A 21,628-nucleotide genomic window follows, 5' to 3' on the forward strand; every position below is an offset into this window, starting at 1 on the left:
CTTCAGGCTCCGAGGTAGCGCGAGGCGCGCCGTTCCGCGCGCTCGAGCAGCAGGGTGGCGGCGCCCGTCAGCACCAGGTAGATCAGCGCGACCGCGAGGTACATCGTGAAGGGCTGGCGCGTCGCGCCCGATGCCTCGGCCGCCTTGCGCATGAGTTCGTCGCAGCCGACGATCGACACGATCGAGGTCTGCTTGAGCAGCACGATGGACTGGTTGCCGAAGGGCGCGAGCGCCGTGCGCGCCGCCTGGGGCAGGATCACGGTCCACAGCGCCTGCATCTTCGACAGGCCCAGCGTCCATGCGGCTTCGCGCTGGCCGGCATTCACCGAGAGCAGCGCGCCGCGGGCGATCTCCGCCGCATAGGCGCCGAAGGACAGCGAGAGCGCGAACACGCCGGCCGCGAAGGCATCGATCTCCACGTACCGGCCCGTGAGCTTCGCGAGCGTCAGCGATCCGCCGAAGTAGACCGCGAACACCACCAGCAGATCGGGAATGCCGCGGATCAGCGCGGCATAGAGATAGCCCGCGCCGCGCAGCAGGCGGTTCTGGCGCAACTGCAGCCAGCAGCCGATGACGCCGAACAGCGATCCGACGACCAGCGAGGCGAGGGCGAGTTGAACCGTGGCCAGCGCGCCCAGCAGCAGCTGCGATCCGAAGCCGTGAAGAATGCTCACCGCGTGCCGCCTTCTACATCAGCTTGAAGGGAAAGTACTTGGCCGTGATGCGGTCGTAGGTCCCGTCGGCGCGGATGGCGGCCAGCGCGGCATTGACCTTCTCGAGCAGGGCGGTGTCGCCCTTGCGCACGGCGATGCCGTTGCCGTCGCCGAGCAGGCCGCCCTTCAGCTCGGGACCGACGAAGGCGAAGCTCGCGGCCTCCGGCGTCTTCATGAAGCCGATGAAGTAGGTCACCATGTTGCCGAAGATGTAGTCGACGCGGCCCGCCACGAGGTCCAGCTCGGCCGCCTGCGGCGTGTCGTAGAACTTGAGGTCCGAGGCCTTGTAGTTCTGGCTCAGGTAGGCGGCCTGGATCGAGCCGCGTTGCACGCCGATGCGCTTGCCCTTGAGCGCATCGGGGCCGGTGTCATCGGGCGCGCCTTTCCTGGCGACGAAGCGCGAGATGGTTTCCTTGTACTTGTCCGAGAAGTCCACCCGCTGGCGGCGCTGCTCGGTGATCGCCATGCTCGCCACGATCAGGTCGAACTTCCTCGCCATGAGGCCGGGGATGATCCCGTCCCAGTCCTGCGCCACGATCTCGCACCGGGCCTTCATCTTCTCGCACAGGGCATGGGCGATGTCCACGTCCCAGCCCTGCAGGCCGCCTTGCGCATCCTTGAAGCTCCAGGGTGGGTAGGTGCCTTCGGTCGCGATGCGGTAGCTCACGGACTGCGCCTGGGCGGACAGCGCGAGTCCCGCGCCGAGCAGGAGGGTGAGGGCGAAGCGGCGATCGAGCCGTGGCTTCGACATCGAGACGGTCATGGGGTACCTCGTCGTGAGTGCTGGAAGGCCCCGATGATTCGCGCGTTTCAGGGGGCGTACAAGTCTTGCGCCACGCGCAAAACCGCCAATGAAGACGAGCCAGGCGGTCCCATCGGTCGCCGATGGCTGCTGTTGCATGGCATGCAAATCCTGTCAGGGATGACACGTACCGACAGCCCGGGAACCGGCGCGAAAGGCGATCCTCGTTGGCTTGTATCGCCGTATACAGCGCCCGTGGATCGGTCGAGGACAGAATCCTCGGACACCCCTCGAGGCCATCGCCTCGTCCATTGCATCAAGGATGTCCCCATGAGTGAAGTGCAACGCCTGCGCCTGCCCGACAACGATCCGACCTTCGGCAGCAACAAGGTCTTCGACCTGTTCCAGTACGCACCGGCCGTGAAGGCCGGCGGGCTGGTCTTCATTGCCGGCCAGGTCGGCATCCATGCCGACGGGAGCGTGCCGGAGTGCGCCGAGGAACAGATCGAGCTCGCGTTCAAGCGCCTCGGTGCCATCCTCGCGCATGAAGGGCTGGGCTTTGAGGACCTGGTCGAGCTGGTGTCCTATCACGTGCGCATCGACGAGCAGCTCACGGCGTTCCGCGAGATCAAGGAGCGCTACATCGTGCGCGACTTCCCGGCCTGGACCATCCTGGGCGTGGCGTCGCTGGCGCGGCCCAACCTGCTGATCGAGATCAAGGCCGTCGCCGCGGCAAGATGAGCCTTCGGGCGTTCGTCCCGTGACTCGGAAGCCGCGCCGCATCGAGACCTGGCATCCCGACGACGAGGTCGTCGAGCCCTTGCTGAGGGCGATGCACCTCGGGCGGCGGCGGGTCTACCGCCAGGGCGACTTCCTCTACAGCCAGGGCGAGGTCGATCCGAGCTTCTATCTCGTCCTGCGCGGGCATGTGCTGGTCTCGTCCATGCGCGAGGACGGCAGCGAGTTCACGCTCGAGACGATGGGACATCGGGCCGTCTGCGGCGAGGCGGCGGCGTTCGACGGCAAGCCCAGCTTCACCTCGGCCTTCGCGCTCGACGAGGTCGAGGTGATCGCCTTTCGCGCGGACGAAACCGCCGCGGCTTTCGCGACGCATCCCGAGATCGCCGTGGCCCTGCTGCGCATCGCATCGCGCAAGCAGCGCATCATCGCCGTGCGCGCCAACTACCTGGCGTCGCTCAAGCCGCAGGCGCGCATCGCCGAGCTCCTGCATCGGCTGGCGGAGCAGTACGGCCTGGCCGAGCAGGGCGCGACCGCCATCGGCGTCTCCCTCACGCACCAGCAGATCGCGGCATTGACCGGCACCACGCGCGTCACGGTGACGCGCGCGCTCAAGCGCCTGCGCGAGCAGGGCGACATTGCCGTCGAGGACAACCGGGTGCTCGTGCCCGACATGAAGCGGCTGATGCAGGTCGCGGCGAGGCGCTAGCAAGGGCGCGGCCGGGTCCGGCATGGGTCGCCTTCGAAACCAAAGCCGGCGCACCGGCCGGGCACGAAGAAAGTTTCCGCACACCCGCTCCGCTTTGGAAACGCAAGCCTTTCCATCGCGCGCGATACCGACAATTTTCAGGCGGAAACGGAGCGCGACCGCCGACCTGGCGCGTGCGCCGGATGCCCCGCCGCCAACCCAGGAGACACCCCATGAACAAGACCATCCTCGTCCGTAGCACCCTGCTCGGCCTCGCCCTCTCCGGCGCCATCGCCACGACGGCGCTCGCGGCCGACGTGCGCGTCGCCGTGACCGCCATCGTCGATCACCCCGCGCTCGACGCGGCGCGCAAGGGCGTGGCGGACGAGCTCCAGGACGCCGGCTACGTCGTCGGCAAGAACCTCCGGCTCGAGTATCAAAGTGCCCAGGGCAATGTCGCCACCGCCGCGCAGATCGCCCGGAAGTTCGCCGGCGACCGGCCCGATGTGATCGTCGCGGTCTCCACGCCCTCGGCCCAGACCATGCTCGCGGCGACGCGCGAGATTCCGATCGTTTTCAGCGCGGTGACCGACCCGGTGGCCGCGAAGCTGGTGAAGTCCTGGCAGGCCACGGGCGGCAACGTGACGGGGGTGTCGGACCTGCCGTCTATCGACAAGCACCTGGCCGCGCTGCGCCAGGCCATGCCGGCCGCCAGGCGCATCGGCGTGGTCTACAGCCCCGGCGAGGCCAACTCCGTGGCCGCCATCGCCGAACTCAAGAAGCTGGCGCAACCCGCGGGCCTGACGGTGGTGGAGGCGGCCGCGCCGCGCACGGTCGACGTCGCGAGCGCCGCGCAGAGCCTGGTCGGCAAGGTGGACGTGTTCTACGAACCGACCGACAACAACGTGACCTCGGCCTTCGAGAGCCTCGCCAAGGTCGCGGACCAGGGCCGGATTCCGCTCGTGTCCGCCGATCCGTCCGTCGCGACGCGCGGTGCCGCCATCGGCATCGGCACCAACTACTACGACCTCGGCCGCCAGACCGGCAAGCTGGTGGTGCGCATCCTCAAGGGCGAGGCGCCCGGCTCGATCCCCTCGCAGCTCAGCACGACGCTGGAGACGCACATCGGCAAGGGGGCCGCGCAGCGCCAGGGCTGGACGGTGCCCGAGGCCTTTCTCAAGGCGGCCACCAAGGTCGTGGACTGAACGCGGGGAGAGCTGCTCGTGACGCTGATTGCCTTGCTCGGCTCCCTGGAGATGGGCCTGATCTTCGCGCTCGTGGCGCTGGGTGTGTTCATCTCGTTCCGGGTCATCAACTTTCCGGACCTGACGGTGGACGGAAGCTTTCCGCTCGGCGGCGCCGTGGCCGCCACCCTGCTCGTGGCCGGATGGCATCCGCTGGCCGCGACGGCGGCCGCCTTCGCCGCGGGAGCGCTGGCCGGCCTCACGACGGGCTGGCTGCATGTGAAGCTCAAGATCATGCAGTTGCTCGCGGGCATCCTCGTGATGATCGCGCTCTATTCGATCAACCTGCGCGTGATGGGCAAGCCCAATCAGCCGCTGCTCGATTCGCCGACGGTCTTCGGCCTGGTGCATCTCGGTGGGCTGCCCGCACCGTGGGTCACGCCGGCGGTGCTGCTGGCCATCACGCTGCTGGTCAAGTTCGGCCTCGATGGCTACTTCGCGTCCGAGGCGGGGCTGGCGATGCGCGCAACGGGCGGCAATCCCCGCATGGCACGCGCGATGGGCATCTCCACCGATCGCCTCTCGCTGGTCGCGCTGGCGCTGTCCAATGGCATCGTCGCGCTCGCGGGCGGCCTCTTCGCCCAATCCCAGGGCGGCGCGGACGTGTCGATGGGGATCGGCACCATCGTGATCGGCCTGGCCGCGGTGATCATCGGCGAGACCATCCTGCCGGGCCGGAGCATGGCGATCGCGACCTGGGGCTGCATCGTCGGCGCCGTGCTCTATCGCCTGCTCATCGCGCTGGGACTCAACAGCGACTTCATCGGCCTGCAGGCGCAGGACCTCAACCTGGTGACGGCGCTGCTGGTGACGGTCGCGCTCATGATGCCGGCATCGCGGCGATGGCTGCAGCGGCAGCGCAAGGCGTCGGCGGCGCGCAAGGAGGTCGCTTCATGCTGAAGGCCACGAATCTGCAGCTGACCTTCAACGCGGGCACCCCGATGGAGAACCGCGCATTGCGCGGGCTCGACCTGACGATTCCCCGCGGCGAATTCGTGACCGTCATCGGCTCGAACGGCGCCGGCAAGTCCACGATGCTCAATGCGCTGAGCGGAGACCTGCTCGTCGACAGCGGCAGCATCGCCCTGGACGACATCGACGTCACGCGCATGGGTGCATGGCAACGCAGCGCGCTGGTGTCGCGCGTCTTCCAGGATCCGATGGCCGGCACCTGCGAGGCCCTGACCATCGAGGAGAACCTGGCGCTGGCCTGGCGCCGCGGCGAGCAGCGCGGCATCCGGTGGGCGCTGGATCGGGAACTGCGCGAACGCTTCCGCGACCGGCTCCGCATCCTGGGCCTGGGACTCGAGAACCGCCTGCAGGACCGCATGGGCCTGCTCTCGGGCGGCCAGCGGCAGGCGGTCAGCCTGCTCATGGCCTCGCTCAGGCCCTCGCGCCTGCTGCTGCTCGACGAGCACACCGCCGCGCTGGACCCGAAGACCGCCGCCTTCGTGCTCGACCTCACGCGCAAGATCGTGGAAGACGGCCCGCTGACCACCCTGATGGTCACGCACAGCATGCGCCATGCGCTGAGCTACGGCACGCGCACCGTCATGCTTCACGAAGGACGCGTGGTGCTGGACGTCAGCGGCACGGAGCGCGCGGGCATGGACGTGCCGGACCTGCTGCGCCTGTTCGAGCACACCCGCGGCGAAGCCATCGCCGACGACGCGCTGCTGCTGGGCTGACCCTAGATGCGGGCATTGGCCGGCATCGGCATCCCGAGCAGCGCGCGGCCATGAAGCTCGGCCGAGGGTGCCGACTGCATCAGGAAATGCGACGCCATGGCGTGCAGGTCGCGGAAGTAGCGCTCCAGCGGACCCAGCGGCATCAGGCCGCCGCCCAGGTTGCGGACCAGGGCGTCGGCGCCTTCCATCGCCATGTCGCAGATGAGCGCGCCATCCATGCGGTAGCGCGTGCGCTGGGCCACGGTGAAGGGCTGGCCGGCAACGGCCTGGTCCCACATCTCGTCGACGTTGCGCAGCAGCAGGTGGAAGGCCCCCTCGATCTTCGCGCCGGCCTTGCCCAGTTCGGCCAGGGAGAAGCGGTCCTCGACCTGGGGTGCGTTCAGGCCCACCGGTGTGCGCTGGCGGACGGTCTCGAGATAGATGTCGAGCAGGCCGGTCGCCACCGCGGTGGCCGCCGCGGCGACCGACATCACGAACAGGCTGGTGTGGGGAATCCGGTAGATCGGCCCCTTGTTGCGCGCCAGGCCGGGCACCTGGTTGCACTGCACGTCGGACCACCGGATCGAGCGGTGCGGCGGCACGCGTTCGCCGCTCAGGTAGACGTCCTTGCTGCCCGTGCCCTTCATGCCGAAGACGTTCCAGCTGTCGTGGTCGATGCGAAAGCTCGCCCGCGGCACGAGCAAGAGCCGCAGTTCCGTGCCGCCTTCGGCGGTGGGAACCTCCACCAGCGTCGCGGCCCAATCGGCCACGTCGATGCCCGAGGCATAGGTCCACTTGCCGTCGAGCACGTAGTGGCCGTCCTCCAGCCGCGCCTGCACGCCACGCCCGACGTTGCCCGTGAGCGCGATCACGACGGCGTCCTGGCCGCCGGCGAAGACCTCGTCCTGGGCCTCGGGCGGGAACATGCCGGCCATCCAGGGATGAAGCCCCGCGAGCGAGAGGATCCAGGCGGTGGCGCTGTCGCCGCGCGCGATCTCGCGCGACACGCGCCACAGCGTGGAGGGACGCATGCCATAGCCGCCGTTCTCCAGCGGCTGACAGATGCGGAAGAAGCCGGCATCGCGCAGGCGCCGGGCCACGTCGTCCGAGATGCGCCGGGCCGCGTCATGGCCCGGTCCGACGGCTCGAAGATGCGGGATCATGGCGTGTGCCCTTTCGACGAGTTCGTCGGTCGAGGGGATGACGGGTGGCGTGGCGATTGGCAGCATAGGGTTGGCTCCGTTGATTCTTGGGAAATGCGGGATTCAGGAATGGGCGAGCTCCACGCCCATGTATTTGCCGCAGGCGTAGATCAGCGCGGGGGCCGGCGGATCGGCCGAGACCATGTCGACGACCTCGCCGATCACCACGTGGTGATCGCCGAAGGCCTGCAGGTGCCGGCTGCGGCACAGGAAGCTAGCGTTGGCGCCGGCGAGTGCCGGTGCGGATCCGGCGTCGCGCAGCCACGCGCCGCGCGCGCCCTGGTCGGTCTGCCCGCCGTAGTAGCGCGAAATGTCGTCCTGGTGCGCGCCCAGCACATTGACGGAGAAGCCGCCGGCGGCCTGCAGGTGCGGCAGCAGCCGGCTCTCGTTGCGCACGCAGAACAGCAACAGCAGGGGGCTGAGGCTGACCGAGGTGACGGAACTGGCCGTCATCGCGACCACCTCGCCGGGCTGCCGCGAATGCGCGACGCCGATGACGGTCACGCCCGTCACGAAGCGGCTCATCAGCGAGCGGAATCTGCGGCTATCGGCCATGTCGAGCATCGTTCTCTCCTGGGACTGGGGACATGGGAGAACTCTAGGCAGACGCTCCGGCCGCGCGTGTATCCGCCGATACACGAAGCGCCGAAATATTCATTCGCCAAGAACGGTTGCGGATCGGCTGCGACTTCGCATCGCATTCGACGCTGCGATGTATCGCGCGATACAGCGACGAACGAGGGTGCGCCCACAGAATTTCCAGCGCGGGCATCGAACCATCCTGCCGCGCGTCCCCCACTTCTTTTTCTTGCGGAGTCATCATGAAAATCACGAGGCTGATTGCCGGCGTTCTTGCCCTGGCGGCGGCGATGGGTGTCCATGCCCAGGAGCTTCCCGTGCTCAGGATCGGCATCGTCACGGCGGCGACGGGCGCCGCATCGACGATCGCGGCACCGGCCAACCAGGCGATCGATCTCTATCGCGAGCAGATGGCCGCGCGCAAGCTGCCCTTCAAGCTCGAGTTCATCCAGTACGACGACGCGTCGGACCCCACCAAGTCCGTCAACCTGGTGCGCAAGCTGATCCAGGAAGACGGCGCCGCGATGGTGGTCTGCTGCACCACCACGCCGTCCTCGCTCGCCGTCGTCAAGGTCTCCGAGGAGGGCCAGACGCCCACCATCTCCATGGCCGCCTCGGCCAGCGTGGTGGAGCCGCCGGCCGAGAAGCGCTACACCTTCAAGACCCCGGTCACCGATCGCCTCATGATCGACCACACCCTCGACTACATGCGCCGCCAGGGCGTGAAGAGCGTGGCCTTCCTCGGGCTGGAGGACTCCTACGGCGAAGGCGGATGGATCGAGCTCAAGGCCCTGGCGGAAAAGAAGGGCATACGGATCCTTGCGTCCGAGCGCTTCGCGCGCGGCGACACCAACTTCACGCCGCAGGCGCTCAAGATCGCACAGTCGAAGCCCGACGCCGTTTACATCCATGCGATCCCGCCTTCCGCGGCGCTCGTGCATGAAGCCCTGAAGCGCGTCGGCTTTCGAGGCCCGATCTATCACGGCGCGGGCGCCCCGACGACCGCGTTCGTCACCATCGGCAAGACTGCGGTCGAAGGTGCCATCGTGGGGGCCACGCCGATCACCGTCTACAAGGAGCTGGAGCCGGGGAATCCGCTGAGCCGCTCGATCGGAGAGTTCGTCAAGGCCTACGACGGCAAGTACGGCGCGGGCAAGGCCGAGATCTTCGCGACGCAGGGCTACGACGCCATCGGCCTGGCGGTCGATACCGTTCGCCGCTACGTCGCGTCGGGAAAGAAGGGCAGCCTCGAACAGACCCGCAAGGACCTGCGCGACGAGCTGGAGCAGACCCGGGAGTACGCGGGCAGCGTCGGCATCTTCAACTTCACGCCGACCGACCACGTGGGGCTGGACAAGCGCACGCTGTTCCTCGTGCAGGTGAAGGACGGCCGGTTCCAGCGCATCCAAGAGTGACCGGAGCGAAGCGAATGGACAGTTCGATCACCGTCTTCCTCGGCGTGGACGGCCTCACGAACGGGGCCGTGTATGCCCTGGTGGCCCTGTCGCTCGTGCTGGTCTACACCACCACGCGCGTGGTCAACGTGGCCCAGGGCGACTACCTGACCTTCGGTGCCTTGTCGTTCGCGAGCTTCGCCTCGGGCTCGCTGACGCCGTTGGTCCACCTGGTGCTCGGCGTCGGCGCGGTGGCGATGGCCCTCGACATCCGGCGGGCCGTCGTCTGCAAGCGCAGCCCCTTCGCGCCCTTGCTCAGGTACGTTGTCGCCGGCCTCGCGCTGGCCGCGCTGACCCTGGCGGCGAGCCATTCGCAGTCGATGCCGCTGCAGATGATCGCCGCGCTCGTGCTGGTCGCGGCGATGGGGCCGATCATCTACCAGCTGACCGTGGAGCCCGATCCCGGCAATCCGCCGATCGTGCTGCTGACCTGCAGCGTCGGGGTCACGCTGATCCTGCATCCGCTGGGCCTGCTGCTGTGGGGCACCGATTCGCGCACGGTCGAGCCGATCAGCGCGCAGCGCCTGAGCCTGGGCGGCGTCGATCTCGCCATGCAATCGATCTTCATCCTGGCCGCGGCGCTGCTGATGACCCTCGCGCTGTTCGCGTTCTTCCGCTGGTCGCTGTACGGAAAGGCCTTGCGCGCGGCATCGATCCATCGCGAAGGCGCGCTCTATTGCGGCGTGCCCGTGGGCACCGTCGGCCGGCTGAGCTACTTCATCGCCGCGGGCATGTCCGCGCTGGGCGGCATGCTGCTCGCGCCGCTGGTCACGGCCCATTACGAGATGGGATTCGTGGTCGGCCTCAAGGGCTTCGTCGGCGCGGTGATGGGCGGGCTGGTGGCCTACCCGCTCTCGCTGCTGGGCGTGTTCGTCGTCGGGGTCTTCGAGTCGTTCTCCGCCTACTTCAGCAGCGCGTTCCGGGATGCCTGGGTGTTCGCGCTGGTGCTTCCCATTCTTCTCTGGCGCAACGCCAGCCATGGAGCCGATCTCGATGAACACTGACAACGCGGCGGCGCGGCTCGCGCCGCCACGAACGCTCGACCGCGAGCGCCTGATGCTGGGGGCCATCGCCGTCCTGGTCGCATCGCTGCTGCTGACGGCATCGACCTACTACGTGGGCCTGGTGGCCGTGGTGGGGGTGAACGCGATCGTCGTGATGGGGCTGGGCTTCCTCATGGCCACGGGCCAGATCTCGCTCGGGCACGCCGCCTTCCTCGGACTGGGCGCCTACGGCAGCGCGTTGCTGACCGCGCGCTGGGGCGTGCCGGTGCTGCTGGCGATTCCCTGCGCCACGGCGCTGTGCGCGGTGGTCGGCTATGTGCTGGCCAGGCTGACCTTGCAGCTCAAGGGGCACTACCTGCCGCTGGCAACCCTGGCCTACGGCATGGCGATCTCCGTGTGCTTCGTGGCTGCCATCGAGCTGACCGGCGGCGCCTCGGGGCTCACCGGCGTCAAGCCGCTGTCGGTGTTCGGCTGGGTCTTCGACACGCGTTCGACCGCCACGCTCATCTGGGTCGTCGTGGCCTTGCTGCTCGTCGGCTACCGCCGCATCTACCGCGGGCGCGTCGGCCGCGTGGCCCGCGCGCTCAAGAGCAACGGCGTCATGGTCAGCGCGTTCGGCGTCGACGTGCCGGCCACCCGGACCCGCATCTTCGTGCTCTCCGCGGCGCTGGGCGGCCTCGCGGGCGCGCTGTATGCGTGCTACATGCAGTTCCTGAGCCCGTCGACCTTCTCGCTGGGCGCCTCCATCAACCTGCTCATCATGGCCGTGCTGGGCGGCGTGGCGGGTCCCATGGGCGCGATCCTCGGCGCCATCTTCTTCACCGTCATCGAACTGTCCGCCCAGAAGCTGATCGCGAATGTCCTGAACCTGCCCGGCCAGGTCGAGACCATGGTGTTCGGTGTCATGCTGATCGTGATGCTGCTCAAGTGGCCGCATGGACTGCTGTCCTGGGCCAGGCTCGGGGAGGGAGGGGCGGGAGCCCGCGACGATGCCGGGCCCGCGGCCGTGGCTGTGCCTGCCTCGCGCATGCGGGCCCCCGTGTCGCTGGTCGCGCACAACGTGACCAAGAAGTTCGGGGGACTGACGGCACTCGCCGACGTGAGCGTCGCCATTCCCGGCGCGGCCATCACCGGACTGATCGGTCCCAACGGGGCGGGCAAGTCCACGCTCTTCAACGTCCTGACGCAGGTGTATGCCGCCACTGGCGGCAGCGTGAGCTTCAACGGCAAGCCCTTGCCGTCGACCAGCCAGGAGGTCGTGCGCCAGGGCATCGCGCGCACCTTCCAGCACGTGCAGCTGGTGCAGGACCTCGACGTGCTGCGCAACGTGCTGATCGGCGGCTACGTCAACGGCCGCGCGGGGCTGCTCTCGTCGGCCTTCGGCCGCGACCGTGCCGAGGAAGCCCGGCTGATGGACGAGGCGCTGGCCGCGCTGCGCCGCGTGGGCCTGCTCGAGCTGGCCGGCGTCAAGGTGTCCGAGTTGCCGCTGGGCAGCCAGCGCATGGTCGAGGTCGCGCGTGCGCTCATGGCCCGGCCCGCGCTGCTGCTGCTCGACGAGCCGGCGGCGGGACTGCGCGCACCCGAGAAGGAGCGTCTTGCCAGGCTGCTGCAGTCCTTGCGCGACGAGGACGGGATGACGGTGCTGATCGTCGAGCACGACATGGAACTGGTGATGGGCTGTGCCGATTACCTGTTCGTGCTGAACTTCGGCAAGCTGCTCGCGCAGGGAACGCCCGCGCAGGTCCGGAGCAATCCCGAGGTGATCGATGCCTATCTGGGGACCGACGCATGAGCATGCTCGAAGTGCAGAAACTCTCGGTCTCCTATGGCCGGGTCCGTGCCGTCAGCGGCGTGTCCTTCGAAGTGAAGGAAGGCGATCTCGTCTCCCTGATCGGTGCCAACGGCGCCGGCAAGAGCACCCTGCTCAAGGCGGTCATGGGTGCCTTGACGGCCGAGGCCGGAGAGATCTCGCTGGCCGGCGTGCCGCTGGGGCGCGCACCGGTGGAAGAGCGCGTGCGCCGCGGCATGTATCTCGTGCCCGAGAAGCGCTCGCTCTTCAACTCCATGACCGTGCAGGACAACCTGGAGCTCGGGACCTATGCGAACCGGCGCGCCCTGCGCTTCCAGGACGAGCTCAGGCGCATCTACCGGCTCTTTCCGATCCTCGAGGAGCGCAAGGCGCAGCTGGCCGGAACGCTCTCGGGCGGGCAGCAGCAGATGGTGGCGATCGGCCGCGCGTTGATCGCGCGCCCCAAGGTGCTGCTGCTCGACGAGCCCTCGATCGGGCTGGCGCCGCTGGTGGTGCAGCAGATCATGGACGTGATCGTCGAGCACAAGCGCCAGGAGGGACTCACGGTGGTCCTGGTGGAGCAGAACGCGCGGCTCGCGCTGCGAGCGGCCGACCGGGCCTATCTGATCGAGATCGGGAAGGTCGTGAAGCAGGGATCGGGCAGCGAGCTGGCCAACGATCCGCAACTCGCCGAGATCTACCTCGGCGCGGGCAAGGCAGGAAGGGAGACGGCGGATGCTGCATCGTCGATCGTTTGAGGCGTTGCGCGCGGGCTACCGCAGCGGCGCCTGGTCCCCGGTCGAGGTGGCCGAGTCGGCGCTGCGGCACGCGCAGCAGGTCCAGGGCGAGCTCAATGCCTTCGCATGGCTCGACCCTCGGCGTGCCTTGTCCGCCGCTGAGGCGTCGGCGCGCCGCTGGAAAAGCGGGGCACCGATCGGAGCGCTCGACGGCATGCCCTTCACGGTCAAGGAGTTCGCGGCGGTCCAGGGCTGGCCCACGCGCCGCGGTTCGCGCGTGACTTCCGCCGAGCCCGTGCCGCACAGCGCGGTGTTCGTCGACCGGCTGCTCGATGCCGGCGTGGTGCTTCTCGGCAAGACGCGCGCGCCGGAATTCAACTGGAAAGGCGTGACCGACAGCCCCGGCTACGGCCTGACCCGCAATCCATGGGATGCCAGGCTCACGCCCGGCGGCAGCAGCGGCGGTTGCGCCGCGGCCGTTGCGGCGGGCGTCGTGCGTGTCTCGCTGGGCAGCGATGCGGGCGGTTCGGTGCGCATACCTGCGGCCTTCACGGGAACGGTCGCGCTCAAGCCGAGCTTCGGCCGCATTCCGCAGGTGCCGCTGCCGAGCGCGTTCTTCAACGTCACGCACACGGGGCCGATCGCCGCCAGCGTCGGCGAACTGGCCGAGGTGATGCGGATCGTCGGCGGACCTCATGCCGGCGACTGGTCGTCGATCGGCTTGAGAGCGCTGTCGTTCGACCAGGTCCCGCCCGCGCGCAAGCTGCGGATCGGACTGCTCGCGCCGGACCGATGGGAGCGCGCGTGCGATCCGGTCGTGCGGCAGGGCATGCGGGAAACGCTCGCGCTGCTGAGCGAGGACGGCTTCGAAATCCGGACCGTGGACTTCGACGTCCGGCGTGCCTCGCAGGTGGGTGCGTTCTTCTACACGCTCGGCTGCCGCGCGGCCGTGCGCGCCGTTCCCGAAGCGCTGCAAGACCAGCTCGATCCCGAACTCGTGCGTTTCGTCCGGTCGGTGGAGGCGGTCGGTCTGGACGAGCTGGTCGCCATGCAGCAGCAGCGCGATCTGCTCGCCGCCGAGATCCATGCCGCGTTCGACACGGTCGACGTGGTGATGCTGCCCACCCTGCCGATCCTTCCCTTCGAGGCCGGGCGCAATGTGCCGGAGGGATCGCCGTCCAGCGACTGGATGTCCTGGAACCCGTTCACGCCGGCGTTCAACCTGAGCCAGATGCCGGCGCTGTCGTATCCGGTGTGGCCGCGCGGGGCCGCGCTGCCGATGGGGGTGCAGTTCGTCGCGGCCAAGGGCTTCGACGACCACGTGCTGGCGATCGCGGCCTGGCTCGAGCAGCGTTGCCCGATCCGGCTCGCGGGAGAGACCTAGGCGGCGCGGCGCTGCTCGCGCAGCGCGAGCTGCGGATCGAGCACCCAGAAGTGGCGTCCTTCGTTGCGGATCACGCCTTCGGCCTTGAGCTTCATGATCGTGCGGGTGACGGTCACCCGGCTCGTGCCGGTGAGGGCCGCCACCAGCTCGTGCGTCAGCGGGGTGCGGATGCGAACGCCGTCGGCCTCCTCGACGCCGTACAGGTTCGCGAGGCGACCGAGCAGTTCCACCACGCGCAGGTCCGGCTTGGGCGTGGCCAGGCACTGGATGCGCATCCCCAGCACCCATTGCTTGACCGCGATCACCTCCATCAGCGCGGCGGCGAACTCGGGGTGCCGGCCCAGGACCCGCTTCACCTCGGGGTAGTCGAACTCGATCAGTTCGCAGGGCTCGAGGGTGGTGGCGCTGGACATGCGCCGCAGGCCCGCGACCGCCGAGCCTTCGCCCATCAGCGAGCCCGGTCCCATCAGCTCGAGGATGAATTCCGCGCCATGCTGCTGGAAGATCTCCACCTGCACCCGGCCCCTGACGACGAAGTAGAAGCTCGAGCCCTCGTCGCCCTGGCGATAGATGGCCGCGCCCTTGGCAAGCAGCCGCCGGCGGCCCAGATGTTCGGCGGCCATGAAGACGCTGGCGGCCTGCGCGTCCATGTGCCAGGTTTCGGTGGCGGTTTCGTTGCGGGCTTCCATGGGGCACCTTTTGATGCCGGTCCGTCGCACCCTGGGCGGGTTGCCGCACCATGCGGGACCGGCGTTGCGCGAACCTTGTCGCGAATGACTCTGACAGAGCGTGTGTAGTGCAATATCCGTTCCAGAGAAACGCCGGTTTCCCTGAGTGCCTGCGAACACGCGTGCTCAGTCCGTCCACAGCCGGCGGCAGGCCGCGATGTCGAGGAGCAGGATCTGCTGCTTGTCGCGCCTCAGCAGGCCGCGCCGCTCGAAGGCGGCGAGCGCACGATTCACCCAGGGTCGGCTCGCGCCCACCATGCTGCCCAGCTCGTCCTGCGTGATGCCCCGCACCACATGGGTCGTGCCCGAAGGATCGGCCTCGGCCAGCTTCACCAGTACGCGTCCGAGCTTGGCCTCCACCGATTCGAGCGCCAGCGGCGCCGCGCGCCGGATGCTGTCGCTCGCGAGCAGGGCCAGCAGATGGGCGATGTTGAGCGCGAAGCGGGGAACGGCCTGCATGCAGGCATGCAGTTCGGTGCTGCGAAGCACCCGCAACGATGTCTGCTCCAGGCTCTCGGCGGCCAGGAAGCGGGGTTCGCCGAGGAACGCGCTGATGAGGCCGATCAGGTAGCCCTCGGACCAGACGCCGCTGGTGAATTCCTCGCCGCTCTCCATGCGCCGGATCAGGCGCACGCGGCCGCTGCGGACGATGAACAACTCGCCGGCGGGATCGCCCTGGTGAAAGATCGGCGTGCGCGCGGGCACCTCGCGCACGCCGAGACAACGCTCGATGCGCCGCACTTCGTTGTCGTCCAGGCCGGCGAGCGCGCGGGTCCAGCCGATGTCGCTCGAGGTTTCCATCGCACCCCTTGGGATAGGCAGAGGGCCGATGCCTCTGCCCGCCAGCATAGCGGGGCCGGGCGCTCGCCGAACCGGCGCGCTTCAACCCTTCAAGGCATAGGCCTCGACCTCGAGCAGCAGCGCTTCCTTGGCGAGGCCCGCGACGCCGACCATGGTGCTGGCGGGCAGCGCCGTCTCGACCAGGAACTCCTTGCGCACCTGCCGGATCGTCGCGACGGCCGCTTCGCTGATGTCGCGCACGAAGAAGTTGAGCTTGACCACGCTGTCGAAGCCCGCGTTCGCGGCCGCGAGCGCATGGCTCAGGTTGAGGAAGACCTGCCGCGTCTGTGCGGCGAGATCGCCTGCGCCGACGATCGCGCCGTCAGGGGCGTAGGCGACCTGCCCGGAGATGAAGACCATGCGGTCCACGGTCGCTTCCGTGAGATGCGAGAACCCGTTCGGGCGTGCCAGCAAGGGGGGATTCAGGTAATGGATCGGATCGGACATCGAAGGGACTCCAGGGGCTCAGTTCAACTGCAGCTTGTGGGTGGAAATGATCTCGCTGTACATGCGCTGCTGGGCTTTCACGAAATCGCCGAAGGCACGCGGGCTCGATCCGACGAGGTCGACGCCCAGCGGGCCCAGGTCCTTCCGGAGCGCGGGTGCGTTGACCGCCGCCGCCGCCGCGTCATGCAGCGCCGCGATCACGGCGGGCGGTGTGCCCTTGGGGACCACGAGGCCGAACCATGAATAGATGTCGATGTCGCGTCCCGATGATTCCCTCGCGGTCGGAATCTCGGGCGCGTTGTCGGCGCGGCGCGCGCTGAGCACGGCGAGCGCGCGCAACTTTCCTTCGCGCAGATGCGGCAGGGTGGCCACCAGCGTGTCGACCACCACGTCCACATGTCCGCCCATCAGGTCGACCAGCGCGGGCGCGCTGCCCTTGTAGGGCACATGGGTGAAGGGCGCGCCCGTGGTCTGCGCGAGCACTTCCATCGCGATGTGGGTCGAGGTCCCGGTTCCCATCGAACCGTAGCTGGCGGGCTGGCCCGCCTTCGACGACGCGACCACGTCCGCCAGGCTGCGCCAGCGCGCATCGGGACGCGTGACGACGACATTCGGGACCGTGGCCAGCAGCGACACGCAGTCGAACGAGTCCTCGGGGGCGTAGCCCAGCTTGATGCCCAGGTGCTGGTTGATGGCCAGCGTGGCGTTGCTCGCGACCAGCAGCGTTCGGCCGTCCGCCGGTGCGCGGGCCACGGTGCTGGCCGCGATCGCCGTGCCCGCGCCGGGTCGGTTCTCCACCACGACCGGACGCTTCAAGCGCTCGGACATGCCCTGCGCCACCCGGCGTGCCAGGAGGTCGGTGGTGCCGCCCGGGGTGTAGGGAACGACCATCGTGATCGCACCCGGCGCCAGCACCTCGGCACCCGCCGCCAGGGTGGTCGAGGCACAGGAAATCCCCAGCGCGAGGGCCGCCAGCGGCCACAGGCATCGAACACGGAACTGCATCGGTATCGCCCTTGTCTTGATGGCTCTCCGTCGCGGAGAGCGCCTGGCGGGCAGTGTCGGCAGTTCGGCCGCGGCTGGCTGTCTACTTGTTAACAGGCCCTAATCGACCCAGCCCAGCACATCGGCCAGTCGCTCGGCGGCCGGCAGCGGCGCGGAGAGCACGAGCGAGGTGTTGACGGTGCCGAAGCTTCCGATCTTGTCGATCACCGTTTCGAGTTCCTCGCTGGACCGGGCCAGGATGTGGACCACGTAGCTGTCGGAGCCGGTGACGCGCAGCACTTCGATCACGTTGGGCGTGTCGCGGAAGGCCTTGATCAGGCCCTTGCCGTGTTCCGCGGCCGCGCCGATGCGGATCAGCGCGTCGATGGGAAAGCCGAGGCGGTTCCAGTCGACGTCGGCGCGGTAGCCCTTGATCACGCCTTCCTCGCGCAGGCGGCGAACGCGCTCCGCGCATGCGGGCGCGGTGAGACCGACCTCCGCCGCCAGGGTCTTGAACGAGGCCCGGCCATCCTTGAGCAGCAGCTTGACCAGCTTGTGGTCGATCGCGTCGAGAAAGTTTCGCTTGGGTTGGCTCACAAAAAACTCCTCTTCGGCTGCCGTTGCTTTCCATCTTAAAGAAGGAGAGCGATGGTGAGGCCCGCAACCGGCCCGCATCGCTTTCATATGAAAGCCGGCCGGGCGCCAAAGTCGAAAAGAAAAATCCCTGCGCCCGCGCGCGCCTTGGAAATCAAGGCGGGACCAGGGGCATCGAAAAACAGAATCGTGGCTTTGCCAACCTCTTCCATTTTTCAAGCCATGGCCATGACGCAAGTAACCACCGCAGGCTTCGCATTCGTCGAGTTCGTGTCGCCGCGGACCGAGGACCTCGTTCCCCTCTTCGAGCGGCTCGGCTTCAAGCCCCTGGGCCGATCCGAACGCACCGGCGCGGTCCTGATGCGGCAGGGCGAGGCGACCGTGATCGTCAATCCCGCGCCGAACCCTTTCCTCGACGTGCACGGCGCCTCGGTGCGCGCGATCGGGATCAACGTTGACAACGCGCACAACGCCGTGGCGCGCGCGCTGGAAGGCGGTGCACGCAAGGCCAGCCCGGAGGCCTTCGGAACCTATGTCGTCGAAAGCCCGGCCATCGTGGGCATCGGCGACAGCCTGGTGTACTTCGTCGATCGCGATGTGTATGGCGAGTTCTCCAGTCCCTGTGCCCCGACGCCGGGCATTCCGGCGCACGATGCCTCGATCGTCGCGATCGACCACACCTCCAACATCGTGCGGCCCGAGCATCTCGATCTGTGGGCGGACTTCTACAAGAACACCTTCGCGTTCACGCAGAAGCAGTACCTGGACGTCAAGGGCAAGAAGACCGGCATGCGGGCGCGCTCGATGGTCAGCCCTTGCGGCAAGGTCTCCATTCCCATCGCCGCCGCCGCGCACGACCAGCCCGGCACCCTGAACCAGAACGACGAGTTCATCCGCGACTACAACGGCGAGGGCATCCAGCACATCGCGCTGCTGTCCTCGGACATCGAGCAGACCATCGACTTCCTGCAGCAGGGCAGCGTCGAGTTCATGGAGGCACCGCACGAGGTCTACTACCGCGGCGTCGATGCGCGGGTGCCCGGCCATGGGCTGGACCTCGAGGCCATGAAGGCGCGCGGCATCCTGGTCGACGGCAAGGGCGGCGACCGCATCCTGCTGCAGCGCTTCACGCGTCGCCAGATCGGCCCGGTGTTCTTCGAGATCATCGAGCGGCGCGGGGAAGACGGCTTCGGCGAAGGAAACTTCAAGGCGCTGTTCGAGAGCCAGGAAACCGACCAGGTCCAGCGCGGCACCATCGAGGTCGAAGCGCGCTGAACGCAGGAATTCCCGGCGTGGCCTGCCGCGCCATCTTCTTCAATCCACCTTCCATCACCTTCCCACCATGTCCAGCCACATCCAGCGCTTGCGTCTTCCCGACAACGATCCCACCTTCGGCAGCAACAAGGTCTTCGACCTGTTCCAGTACGCGCCGGCCGTGAAGGCCGGCGGGCTGGTCTTCATTGCCGGCCAGGTCGGCATCCATGCCGACGGCACCGTGCCGGAGCGCGCCGAGGAGCAGATCGAGCTCGCGTTCAAGCGCCTTGGCGCGATCCTCGCGCACGAGGGGCTGGGCTTCGAGGACCTGGTCGAACTGGTGTCCTATCACGTGCGCATCGATGAGCAACTCACGGCCTTCCGCGAGATCAAGGAGCGCTACATCGTGCGCGACTTCCCGGCCTGGACCATCCTGGGCGTGGCGTCGCTGGCGCGGCCCAACCTGCTGATCGAGATCAAGGCGGTCGCGGCCGCCCGGCCACGCTAGAGGACGCGCTCATGCCGCAGGAGAACACCGCCGTCGCCGCCATCCTGGCGCGCTACCAGCACTGGATGCAATCGATCCGCGAGCGCGACCTCGAGGCCATCCTCGACATCTACGCGGACGACGCGACCTACATGCCGCCCGGCAAGCCGGCCTTCTCGGGCAAGCAGGCCTTGAGGGAGGTCTGGGCCGGCTACCTGCAGCGCGAGGACTTCGTCGCGAGCTATGTGCCGACCCTCCATCTCTGCGATGCGGGCGACATGGCCTACGACATCGGCCGCTATCGGATCGCGATGAAGAAGGAAGGGCTTCCCGTCAGCTTCGAGGGAAAGTACGTCGTGGTCTGGAAGCGCATCGACGGGCACTGGAAGGCGGTGGTCGACATGGACAACGACAACGGTCCCGCCGTGCAGGACGCGCCGACGGCGTGAGAAAGCCGCAAAGCCGCGGCGGGCGAACTTAGGGGTTAGTCCCGACGCCGTGCCGCTTGCCTGCGCTCGCGCGGCTGCGTTAGTCTCGCGCTGCTCCTGAACCGACCGTCCGGTCGGTCGGTAGAAAAAACCGATCGTTCGTTCGATGACGACCTCGTCGAACGAACGCCGTCGGTTGTCCGGCGCACCCCTCAAACACTGGAGAAAACCATGCGCGACGAAAAGTGTCTGCCCCGTGCCCTGCTGTCGACGGGCCTTCTGCTGGCCGCTGGCCTGGCTTTGCAAGGCTGTGGAGGGGGTGGCGGCGGAGGCGGCGGCTTCCTTCCGATTCCGGCGCCCGCACCCGCGCCGCCCGCGCCGCCACCGGCGGGCCCCAGCGTCGAACAGCTCAAGAGCAGCTGCAACGCGCTCAAGGGCCAGGTCATCGAAGGCGTGACGGTCACGGGCACAGTGCGCTTCGAGGCCAAGGCGCCGCTCTACCCCGCGGGCTTCTGCCAGGTGCTGGGCACGCGTGCGCCCTTCCTGGACATCGAGATCGACGTGCCCGACAACTGGACCGGACGCTACTGGCAGCAGGGCGGCGGTGGCTTCGACGGCCGCATCGCCTCGGTGGTGACGACCGATCCGGGCGGCGCGGTGACCGCGGTCAGCCCCGTGCTCGCTCTCAAGGGCGCGGTGTACGCGGCCTCCAACGGGGGCAACCGGGCCAATGTTCCCGCGCAGGCCGCGCCGGGCGTGTGGATCGGCGGGACCGACGACGCGCGCCAGTCGGCGGCCGACTATGCCTACGCCGCGGGCGGCACCACGCTGCGCTTCGGCAAGGCGGTCGCGAAGGCCTTCTTCGGCAAAACGCCGAGCCACAGCTATTTCAACGGCTGCTCCAACGGGGGCCGCAACGCCTACATCGCCGCGCAGCGCTGGCCCGACGAGTTCGACGGCATCGTCGCCGGCTGCGAGACCATGGACATGGGCGGCGCGGTCACCGGCCTGATGAACACGGCCGCGAAGGCGGCCACGCCGGCCGAGATCAGCCCGGCCCAGTACGCCGCGGCCTACGCGGCCGCCGTGACGGCCTGCGATGCCGGCGACGGCGCGGCCGACGGCTACCTCGCCAACCCCGGCGCATGCGCCCTGCCCGCGGCGTCGCTGCAATGCGGCCAGCCGGGCGCGAATGCCGACCCCACGCTGTGCCTGTCGGCCGCGCAGGTGCCCACGCTCGCGGGCCTGCTCGGCAACCTGACGCTGGCCGGTGGCGCCACGGCCTACAGCAAGTACAACTGGACCAACTTCGCCCCCGTGTCCGCCATTCCCGGCGTGCCGGCGCTGGGCGTCACGAGCTATGGCGGCCTGGGCGGCGGCTTCGCGTTCCTGGCCACGAACGACCCGCTGTGGTTCGGCGCGCCTCCGCCGGGCACGGCGCCGGCGCCCAACCTCGCGAGCTTCGACCTCAACCGCGACTACTACGTTTTCAGCAGCGGTCTCCAGCGCGCGGGCGCCGACCACGACCGGAACGCCATCGCGGCCTACGTGGCGTCGGGCCGCAAGCTGCTGTCCTGGCACGACGCGGGGGACCCGCTGCTGTCGGCCAACGATCACATGCGCAACTTCGCGACCATGTCCAGCACGGCCAAGGCGCTCGGCCTGGCCGACCCGCGCAGCAACGCGCGCCTGTTCATCGTGCCCGCCTCGAGCCACGGCGCGGGCGGCAACCTGAACGAGGTCGACTGGCTCGCCGCCATCATCGACTGGGTGGAGGGCGGCAAGGCGCCCGAGCAACTGACCTACAGCTTCCGGGCCGGCGCCACGGCCCGGACGATGCCGGTCTGCGAATCCCCGAGGTATCCGCGCTACAACGGCAGCGGCGACGTCAATTCGGCCGCGAGCTTCACTTGCACGCCGTGATG

General features: G+C 68.5%; 24 protein-coding genes. 14 read left to right on the plus strand and 10 right to left on the minus strand.

Annotated features, from left to right (window positions below; genetic code table 11):
• Positions 1-2 precede the first annotated feature (2 nt).
• Both AC07PU_RS01295 and AC07PU_RS01300 read right to left on the minus strand, forming a co-directional pair.
• Positions 3-674, minus strand: coding sequence for an ABC transporter permease (locus tag AC07PU_RS01295; RefSeq protein WP_495314568.1), 672 nt, complete (start codon positions 672-674; stop codon positions 3-5).
• A gap of 13 nt (positions 675-687) precedes the next feature.
• The gene (locus tag AC07PU_RS01300) at positions 688-1,476 is read right to left on the minus strand and encodes an ABC transporter substrate-binding protein (protein WP_296786180.1); all 789 of its coding nucleotides are present in this window, start codon (positions 1,474-1,476) and stop codon (positions 688-690) included.
• A gap of 309 nt (positions 1,477-1,785) precedes the next feature.
• Here AC07PU_RS01300 and AC07PU_RS01305 point away from each other — a divergent pair, with 309 nt between their 5' ends.
• The 5 genes from AC07PU_RS01305 (at position 1,786) to AC07PU_RS01325 (ending at position 5,813) form a co-directional block, all read left to right on the plus strand.
• On the plus strand, positions 1,786-2,196 hold the full coding sequence (locus tag AC07PU_RS01305) for a RidA family protein (protein WP_495314571.1): 411 nt from the start codon (positions 1,786-1,788) through the stop codon (positions 2,194-2,196).
• A 19-nt stretch (positions 2,197-2,215) separates the two neighbouring features.
• A complete protein-coding gene (locus AC07PU_RS01310) occupies positions 2,216-2,902 on the plus strand; it encodes a Crp/Fnr family transcriptional regulator (RefSeq protein WP_495314573.1) in 687 nt (228 codons plus the stop codon).
• Positions 2,903-3,114: 212 nt separating this feature from the next.
• Positions 3,115-4,086, plus strand: a complete 972-nt coding sequence (locus AC07PU_RS01315; RefSeq protein ID WP_495314575.1) for an ABC transporter substrate-binding protein — start codon at positions 3,115-3,117, stop codon at positions 4,084-4,086.
• Positions 4,087-4,104: 18 nt separating this feature from the next.
• A complete protein-coding gene (locus AC07PU_RS01320; protein ID WP_495314577.1) occupies positions 4,105-5,025 on the plus strand; it encodes an ABC transporter permease in 921 nt (306 codons plus the stop codon).
• Positions 5,019-5,813, plus strand: coding sequence for an ABC transporter ATP-binding protein (locus AC07PU_RS01325; protein WP_495314579.1), 795 nt, complete (start codon positions 5,019-5,021; stop codon positions 5,811-5,813). Before AC07PU_RS01320 ends, AC07PU_RS01325 begins: the two co-directional genes overlap by 7 nt.
• 2 nt (positions 5,814-5,815) lie before the next feature.
• Here the strand turns inward: AC07PU_RS01325 and AC07PU_RS01330 are convergent, their stop codons facing one another.
• The 3 genes from AC07PU_RS01330 to AC07PU_RS01340 all read right to left on the minus strand — a co-directional run bounded on the left by AC07PU_RS01330 (position 5,816) and on the right by AC07PU_RS01340 (position 7,907).
• Positions 5,816-6,955, minus strand: a complete 1,140-nt coding sequence (locus AC07PU_RS01330) for an acyl-CoA dehydrogenase family protein (RefSeq protein WP_495314581.1) — start codon at positions 6,953-6,955, stop codon at positions 5,816-5,818.
• 102 nt (positions 6,956-7,057) lie between these two features.
• Positions 7,058-7,549 (minus strand): flavin reductase family protein, encoded by a 492-nt coding sequence (locus tag AC07PU_RS01335; protein ID WP_495314583.1) that lies wholly within the window; start codon positions 7,547-7,549, stop codon positions 7,058-7,060.
• A 43-nt stretch (positions 7,550-7,592) separates the two neighbouring features.
• A complete protein-coding gene (locus AC07PU_RS01340) occupies positions 7,593-7,907 on the minus strand; it encodes a hypothetical protein (RefSeq protein WP_495314585.1) in 315 nt (104 codons plus the stop codon).
• Between AC07PU_RS01340 and AC07PU_RS01345 the strand changes: the two genes are divergently transcribed.
• Genes AC07PU_RS01345 through AC07PU_RS01365 form a run of 5 tightly spaced genes read left to right on the plus strand, consistent with a single transcriptional unit; the run spans position 7,891 to position 13,941 of the window.
• Positions 7,891-8,988 carry an ABC transporter substrate-binding protein gene (locus AC07PU_RS01345; protein ID WP_495314587.1) on the plus strand — a complete coding sequence of 366 codons (1,098 nt, stop codon included), beginning with the start codon at positions 7,891-7,893 and terminating at the stop codon, positions 8,986-8,988. The two genes, AC07PU_RS01340 and AC07PU_RS01345, sit on opposite strands and share 17 nt — an antisense overlap.
• Positions 8,989-9,002: 14 nt before the next feature.
• Positions 9,003-10,031 carry a branched-chain amino acid ABC transporter permease gene (locus tag AC07PU_RS01350; protein ID WP_495314589.1) on the plus strand — a complete coding sequence of 343 codons (1,029 nt, stop codon included), beginning with the start codon at positions 9,003-9,005 and terminating at the stop codon, positions 10,029-10,031.
• A complete protein-coding gene (locus AC07PU_RS01355) occupies positions 10,021-11,823 on the plus strand; it encodes a branched-chain amino acid ABC transporter ATP-binding protein/permease (protein ID WP_495314590.1) in 1,803 nt (600 codons plus the stop codon). Before AC07PU_RS01350 ends, AC07PU_RS01355 begins: the two co-directional genes overlap by 11 nt.
• Entirely contained in the window at positions 11,820-12,578 is a 759-nt protein-coding gene (locus tag AC07PU_RS01360) for an ABC transporter ATP-binding protein (RefSeq protein WP_495314592.1), read from the plus strand. The genes AC07PU_RS01355 and AC07PU_RS01360 overlap by 4 nt, the downstream gene beginning before the upstream one ends.
• Positions 12,556-13,941: an amidase family protein gene (locus tag AC07PU_RS01365; protein WP_495314594.1), complete on the plus strand. Its 1,386-nt coding sequence runs from the start codon at positions 12,556-12,558 to the stop codon at positions 13,939-13,941. The genes AC07PU_RS01360 and AC07PU_RS01365 overlap by 23 nt, the downstream gene beginning before the upstream one ends.
• Here the strand turns inward: AC07PU_RS01365 and AC07PU_RS01370 are convergent.
• The 5 genes from AC07PU_RS01370 to AC07PU_RS01390 form a co-directional block, all read right to left on the minus strand.
• On the minus strand, positions 13,938-14,630 hold the full coding sequence (locus AC07PU_RS01370; protein WP_495314596.1) for a Crp/Fnr family transcriptional regulator: 693 nt from the start codon (positions 14,628-14,630) through the stop codon (positions 13,938-13,940). The genes AC07PU_RS01365 and AC07PU_RS01370 overlap by 4 nt on opposite strands.
• A gap of 165 nt (positions 14,631-14,795) precedes the next feature.
• Complete coding sequence (locus tag AC07PU_RS01375; RefSeq protein ID WP_495314597.1) at positions 14,796-15,470, minus strand: Crp/Fnr family transcriptional regulator; 675 nt, start codon at positions 15,468-15,470, stop codon at positions 14,796-14,798.
• 81 nt (positions 15,471-15,551) lie between these two features.
• Positions 15,552-15,956, minus strand: coding sequence for a RidA family protein (locus tag AC07PU_RS01380; protein ID WP_495314599.1), 405 nt, complete (start codon positions 15,954-15,956; stop codon positions 15,552-15,554).
• Positions 15,957-15,974: 18 nt separating this feature from the next.
• Positions 15,975-16,961, minus strand: a complete 987-nt coding sequence (locus tag AC07PU_RS01385; RefSeq protein WP_495314601.1) for a Bug family tripartite tricarboxylate transporter substrate binding protein — start codon at positions 16,959-16,961, stop codon at positions 15,975-15,977.
• 99 nt (positions 16,962-17,060) lie between these two features.
• Entirely contained in the window at positions 17,061-17,537 is a 477-nt protein-coding gene (locus AC07PU_RS01390; RefSeq protein WP_296786126.1) for an Lrp/AsnC family transcriptional regulator, read from the minus strand.
• A gap of 51 nt (positions 17,538-17,588) precedes the next feature.
• On the opposite strand from AC07PU_RS01390, the gene AC07PU_RS01395 reads away from it, so the two are divergent.
• From AC07PU_RS01395 to AC07PU_RS01410, 4 genes are all read left to right on the plus strand, one after another.
• Positions 17,589-18,809 (plus strand): 4-hydroxyphenylpyruvate dioxygenase family protein, encoded by a 1,221-nt coding sequence (locus tag AC07PU_RS01395; RefSeq protein ID WP_495314603.1) that lies wholly within the window; start codon positions 17,589-17,591, stop codon positions 18,807-18,809.
• Positions 18,810-18,876: 67 nt separating this feature from the next.
• Positions 18,877-19,296, plus strand: a complete 420-nt coding sequence (locus AC07PU_RS01400; RefSeq protein WP_495314605.1) for a RidA family protein — start codon at positions 18,877-18,879, stop codon at positions 19,294-19,296.
• 11 nt (positions 19,297-19,307) lie between these two features.
• Positions 19,308-19,724 (plus strand): YybH family protein, encoded by a 417-nt coding sequence (locus tag AC07PU_RS01405; protein WP_495314607.1) that lies wholly within the window; start codon positions 19,308-19,310, stop codon positions 19,722-19,724.
• A 210-nt stretch (positions 19,725-19,934) separates the two neighbouring features.
• Complete coding sequence (locus AC07PU_RS01410) at positions 19,935-21,626, plus strand: tannase/feruloyl esterase family alpha/beta hydrolase (RefSeq protein WP_495314609.1); 1,692 nt, start codon at positions 19,935-19,937, stop codon at positions 21,624-21,626.
• Positions 21,627-21,628 lie beyond the last annotated feature (2 nt).

The sequence above is a fragment of the Variovorax sp. GW821-FHT10D07 genome (genome assembly GCF_059415325.1).

Excerpts from the sequence above, each read along its gene's own strand:
- AC07PU_RS01300 (WP_296786180.1), bottom strand. The coding sequence starts at position 1,476 with ATGACCGTCTCGATGTCGAAGCCACGGCTCGATCGCCGCTTCGCCCTC.
- AC07PU_RS01305 (WP_495314571.1), top strand. The coding sequence starts at position 1,786 with ATGAGTGAAGTGCAACGCCTGCGCCTGCCCGACAACGATCCGACCTTC.
- AC07PU_RS01315 (WP_495314575.1), top strand. The coding sequence starts at position 3,115 with ATGAACAAGACCATCCTCGTCCGTAGCACCCTGCTCGGCCTCGCCCTC.
- AC07PU_RS01325 (WP_495314579.1), top strand. The coding sequence starts at position 5,019 with ATGCTGAAGGCCACGAATCTGCAGCTGACCTTCAACGCGGGCACCCCG.
- AC07PU_RS01330 (WP_495314581.1), bottom strand. The coding sequence starts at position 6,955 with ATGATCCCGCATCTTCGAGCCGTCGGACCGGGCCATGACGCGGCCCGG.
- AC07PU_RS01335 (WP_495314583.1), bottom strand. The coding sequence starts at position 7,549 with ATGGCCGATAGCCGCAGATTCCGCTCGCTGATGAGCCGCTTCGTGACG.
- AC07PU_RS01340 (WP_495314585.1), bottom strand. The coding sequence starts at position 7,907 with ATGCCGATCCTGAGCACGGGAAGCTCCTGGGCATGGACACCCATCGCC.
- AC07PU_RS01350 (WP_495314589.1), top strand. The coding sequence starts at position 9,003 with ATGGACAGTTCGATCACCGTCTTCCTCGGCGTGGACGGCCTCACGAAC.
- AC07PU_RS01355 (WP_495314590.1), top strand. The coding sequence starts at position 10,021 with ATGAACACTGACAACGCGGCGGCGCGGCTCGCGCCGCCACGAACGCTC.
- AC07PU_RS01360 (WP_495314592.1), top strand. The coding sequence starts at position 11,820 with ATGAGCATGCTCGAAGTGCAGAAACTCTCGGTCTCCTATGGCCGGGTC.
- AC07PU_RS01365 (WP_495314594.1), top strand. The coding sequence starts at position 12,556 with ATGCTGCATCGTCGATCGTTTGAGGCGTTGCGCGCGGGCTACCGCAGC.
- AC07PU_RS01370 (WP_495314596.1), bottom strand. The coding sequence starts at position 14,630 with ATGGAAGCCCGCAACGAAACCGCCACCGAAACCTGGCACATGGACGCG.
- AC07PU_RS01375 (WP_495314597.1), bottom strand. The coding sequence starts at position 15,470 with ATGGAAACCTCGAGCGACATCGGCTGGACCCGCGCGCTCGCCGGCCTG.
- AC07PU_RS01380 (WP_495314599.1), bottom strand. The coding sequence starts at position 15,956 with ATGTCCGATCCGATCCATTACCTGAATCCCCCCTTGCTGGCACGCCCG.
- AC07PU_RS01385 (WP_495314601.1), bottom strand. The coding sequence starts at position 16,961 with ATGCAGTTCCGTGTTCGATGCCTGTGGCCGCTGGCGGCCCTCGCGCTG.
- AC07PU_RS01395 (WP_495314603.1), top strand. The coding sequence starts at position 17,589 with ATGGTGAGGCCCGCAACCGGCCCGCATCGCTTTCATATGAAAGCCGGC.
- AC07PU_RS01400 (WP_495314605.1), top strand. The coding sequence starts at position 18,877 with ATGTCCAGCCACATCCAGCGCTTGCGTCTTCCCGACAACGATCCCACC.
- AC07PU_RS01405 (WP_495314607.1), top strand. The coding sequence starts at position 19,308 with ATGCCGCAGGAGAACACCGCCGTCGCCGCCATCCTGGCGCGCTACCAG.
- AC07PU_RS01410 (WP_495314609.1), top strand. The coding sequence starts at position 19,935 with ATGCGCGACGAAAAGTGTCTGCCCCGTGCCCTGCTGTCGACGGGCCTT.